The sequence below is a fragment of the Macellibacteroides sp. genome (assembly GCF_050251695.1).
GTDB classification, from domain to species: domain Bacteria; phylum Bacteroidota; class Bacteroidia; order Bacteroidales; family Tannerellaceae; genus Macellibacteroides; species Macellibacteroides fermentans.
The window spans coordinates 1-4,188 of the sequence record NZ_JBFWMI010000159.1 but is presented as its reverse complement, the minus strand read 5'-3'; the positions used below and the strand labels follow the sequence as shown (position 1 = coordinate 4,188).

Sequence of the window (4,188 nt, the reverse complement as noted above, 5' to 3'; positions counted from 1 at the left end):
GTAGCCACTACTTTGTCATTTACCTGGAAAGACCACTGGTAGTTGTATCTGCTCAGGTCGGTAAACTGGAAATGATTCACCAGCTTGATCTTACCCTTAAGCAAATCGTCTGCCTCAAAGTAGATACCCTGGTATGTCTTCTTCACCTCAATCAATCCCGGATGCGGGGTGCGGTCGGCACTAATCAAACCATTCGCACAGAAATTCTCCTGGTGTACCCATCGGTCGCCACCCATATCTCCTCCGTAATAGAAGTATTTTCTTCCATTGGGATCGATTGCTTCCAAGCCCTGGTCTACCCAGTCCCAGATAAAACCACCCTGCAAATTAGGCGATTTCAGAATAATATCCCAGTATTCCTGGAAGTTACCGGTACTGTTACCCATAGCATGCGCATACTCACAAAGAATCCACGGACGGTTGGTGTCTTTACGGTCGGCATAAGCCTGTAAGCGCTGGGGTGATGTATACATCCAGGCAATGATATCAGTGTACTGGTTTTCATCGGCACGTTCGCACTGAACCGTACGGGACGGGTCGCGTTGTTTCATCCAGTTGTATGTTTCAATGTAGTTAGGTCCGAAATCACTTTCGTTACCGGTAGACCATCCGATGATAGACGGGTGGTTTTTATCGCGTTCAACCATGCGGATGGTGCGATCCATGTGCTGACCTAACCATTCTTTTATGAACGACGGGTGACGAGAACGGTCGAATCCGTCCAATCCGTGTACTTCGATATTGGCTTCGTCAATTACGTACAGTCCGTATTGGTCGCATAATTTGAACATCTCAATGCTCTGGGGATAGTGACTCATACGAATGGCGTTGATGTTGTTCAGCTTCATCAGGCGGATGTCTTCGATACGGGTAGCCTGATCCACCGTGTGACCTGTTTTAGGATGATGTTCGTGGATATTTGTTCCGCGGATGATAATAGGTGTTCCGTTGATCCAAACCTGACCGTTTTTCATCTCTATCTTACGGAAACCGGTCTTCGCAGCGGTAAACTCGGCCGTTTTACCTTGTGCATCCTTTAAGGTTACGGTAAGATTGTATAAATTGGGGTATTCTGCACTCCATAACTTGGGACTAGCAACCGATTGCTTGAAGGAAACTTTCTGTTCTCCCTTAGCTGCGATAGAAGGAACACCAAGTGTTTTGGTGAAGACAGTCTTTCCGGCTGCATCCGTTAAACCTACTTCAACCGAATAACCTGCTGCAGCTGCATCGTTAAAGTTGCGTACGTTTACATCCATCGAAAAGATACCATTCTTGTAGCTTTTGTCCAGATCGCCCACGGCAAAGAAATCTTCCAACGACACTTTGGGACGAGAAATCAGATACACGTCACGTTCGATACCAGCCAGACGCCAGAAGTCCTGATCTTCAAGATAGGAAGCGTCGCTCCATTTGAACACCTCTACGGCAAGCTGATTTTTGCCTGTTTTAAGATACTTCGAAATATTAAATTCGGCAGCTGTCTTGGATGCCTTGGAATATCCTACCCTTTCGCCATTTACCCATACAGTGGCAGCACCGGCGATAGATTCAAAGTGCAGAATAGTTTCGCGTCCGTTCCATCCGGCAGGCACGGTAAAAGTAGTACGGTATGAGCCGACGGGCACATCTTCGTTATCCTGGTAAGGAGGATTATGAGGGAAGATATAGGGTACATTGGTATATACCGGAATACCGAATCCTTCCATCTCCCAGTTGGAAGGAACCTTGATATCGCTCCAATCGTTATCACAATAGGTGGTTTTATAAAAGTCTAACGGACGTTCGGATGGTTTTACACTGAACTTAAACCGCCATGTTCCGTTTAGCGAATGTACAAACGGAGTTTTGAACTTATCACCCGTCAGGGCTAGTTCCGACTTCTGATAAGGAACAAAAGTTGCGCGCGCCTTTTCTACATTTTCATTCACCAGCGTAGGATTCTCCCAGAAATTGGTCTGACCCTGCATGCAAACAAAAACGAATAGCGCACAAAAAAAGAAAGCTACTCTTCTCATAAAATTGTTAGTAATGGAGTTATTAATAATTAGGTAATAATTTATGGTTCCCATTTTATGGTCAACAAATATATATAAAATCAATTAAATAAAGCAATTTTAGCAACTCTATTCATTTTTTTGTTAAAATTATTACCTATCTTTGGTATCATTAAATCAAAATGTTAGAATTATGTTCTCAAAAGAAACTTACATTGCCCGCCGTACACAACTCAAAAAAACCATCGGATCGGGGCTGTTATTATTCTTGGGTAACGAAGAATGCGGCGTAAACTACGCAGATAACACGTATCCTTTCCGACAAGATTCAACTTTCCTTTACTATTTTGGCTTATCCTATGCCGGCTTGTCGGCTGTAATCGATATCGACAACAACAAAGAGATTATTTTTGGCGACGAGCTCACCATCGATTCCATCGTATGGATGGGTCAGCAGCCCACGCTGAGCGAAAAATGCGAAAGGGTAGGCATCACCCATATGCTACCGTCAAATGCAACGGAAATATACTTGAAGGATGCCATTCAGAAAGGGCAGAAAATTCATTACCTGCCTCCTTACCGTCCCGAACATCAGCTGAAACTCTTTGCCTGGACCGGCGAACATCCGGCCGTTCAGCAAGCTTCTCTTCCGTTTATCATGGCCGTGATCAACCAACGTAATTACAAGAGCGAAGAAGAGGTTGCCGAAATAGAAAAGGCTTGTATCGTTACAGCCGATATGCATCTTACAGCCATGCGCACGGTTCGTCCGGGTATACTGGAAAGCGAAGTGGCTGCAGCCGTAGCCGAGGTTGCGCTTGCGGCCAACTATCAGCTATCCTTCCCCATCATAGCCACCATCAACGGACAGACGCTGCACAATCATCATCATGGAAATAAGATTAAGAGTGGCGACCTGTTCCTGCTGGATGCCGGAGCGGAAACAGAAATGGGTTATGCAGGGGATATGACATCCACCATTCCTGCAGATGCCACCTATACTACCCGTCAGAAGGAAATTTACGATATCGTGATTGCCTCTCATGAAGCTTCTATCAAAGAACTTCGTCCGGGGGTTACCTTCGAATCGGTTTACGACACCTCTGCCAAAGTAATTGTGGAAGGCCTCAAGTCGCTGGGCTTTATGCGCGGAGATGCCGCCGAAGCTGTAAAAGCCGGAGCACATGCTCTTTTCTATCCGCATGGATTGGGACATATGATGGGACTTGATGTACACGATATGGAAAATCTGGGTGAGATTTATGTTGGACATAACGGCCAACCCAAAAGCACACAGTTTGGAAGAAAGTCATTGCGACTGGGCAGAATGCTTGAACCGGGCTTTGTACACACCATCGAGCCGGGTATCTATTTTATTCCCGAACTGATTGATCTTTGGAGAAGCGAACGTAAATTCGAAGAGTTTATCAACTACGAAAAGGTGGTAACCTACAAAGATTTCGGTGGTATACGTAACGAAGCCGATTACCTGATTACACCCACCGGATCACGATTGTTGGGAAAACAACTTCCACGTATTACGGAAGAGATCGAGGCGTTGCGGTAAAGATGATAAAGAAGCTGATATAACCATTTGAGCCTTGGTAATTGATGTAATCGTTGAATACAACACCAAATAGGTTCACTTGGCGTTCTTTGGATTCTTACCATAAAAGAACACCCTAAGTAAACATCATTCCCATATTAAGAGAAAATTAGAATAAAAAGAGAAGGAAGTTTCACTATCAGTGGATACTTCCTTCTCTTTTTATTCTATTCTTTATAGTTTGTGTAGGTAACTTACGATCGGCAGCCTTTACAGATTATCTTCTACACTAGATGCTGGTATTCTGTGTTTGCAAAACAGAGATTGAATAGTCCGTTACAACCCCCATTTCTTGAGGTGCAATTCCGACTCCATCTTATCTTCCACCGCATCGGGTAATTGATGAAAGAAATCAATGCCGGTCAGCTTCTCAGCCTCATCAATCGGCATGGCATACTTTTTCAAATCACTGTCTTCGTAATTCCGGTTCTCAAGAACAAACGCCACACCTTCCAGCGTAGTTCCGGTAGAGTACATTAGCACTTTAAAAAACGCCTCCGGAATTCCGATACCGGTATCCCCTATCCACTTCATCTTTTTACTGATAACCGGCCCGGTCACCACCCAAACCGACTTGTGTTTCTT

At 44.7% G+C, this 4,188-nt stretch carries 3 protein-coding genes; 1 reads left to right on the top strand and 2 read right to left on the bottom strand.

The window, feature by feature from the left end; genetic code table 11:
• The coding region (locus AB7E53_RS14410; RefSeq protein WP_446776471.1) for a glycoside hydrolase family 2 TIM barrel-domain containing protein at positions 1–2,018 on the bottom strand (2,018 nt) is incomplete at its 3' end.
• A 172-nt stretch (positions 2,019–2,190) separates the two neighbouring features.
• Between AB7E53_RS14410 and AB7E53_RS14405 the strand changes: the two genes are divergently transcribed.
• Positions 2,191–3,564 (top strand): aminopeptidase P family protein, encoded by a 1,374-nt coding sequence (locus AB7E53_RS14405; protein WP_446776469.1) that lies wholly within the window; start codon positions 2,191–2,193, stop codon positions 3,562–3,564.
• A gap of 315 nt (positions 3,565–3,879) precedes the next feature.
• Here AB7E53_RS14405 and AB7E53_RS14400 read toward each other — a convergent pair.
• Positions 3,880–4,188 (bottom strand): DNA/RNA non-specific endonuclease (locus tag AB7E53_RS14400; RefSeq protein ID WP_446776467.1); only part of this gene is annotated, 309 nt, incomplete at its 5' end.

Excerpts from the sequence above, each read along its gene's own strand:
- AB7E53_RS14405 (WP_446776469.1), top strand. The coding sequence starts at position 2,191 with ATGTTCTCAAAAGAAACTTACATTGCCCGCCGTACACAACTCAAAAAA.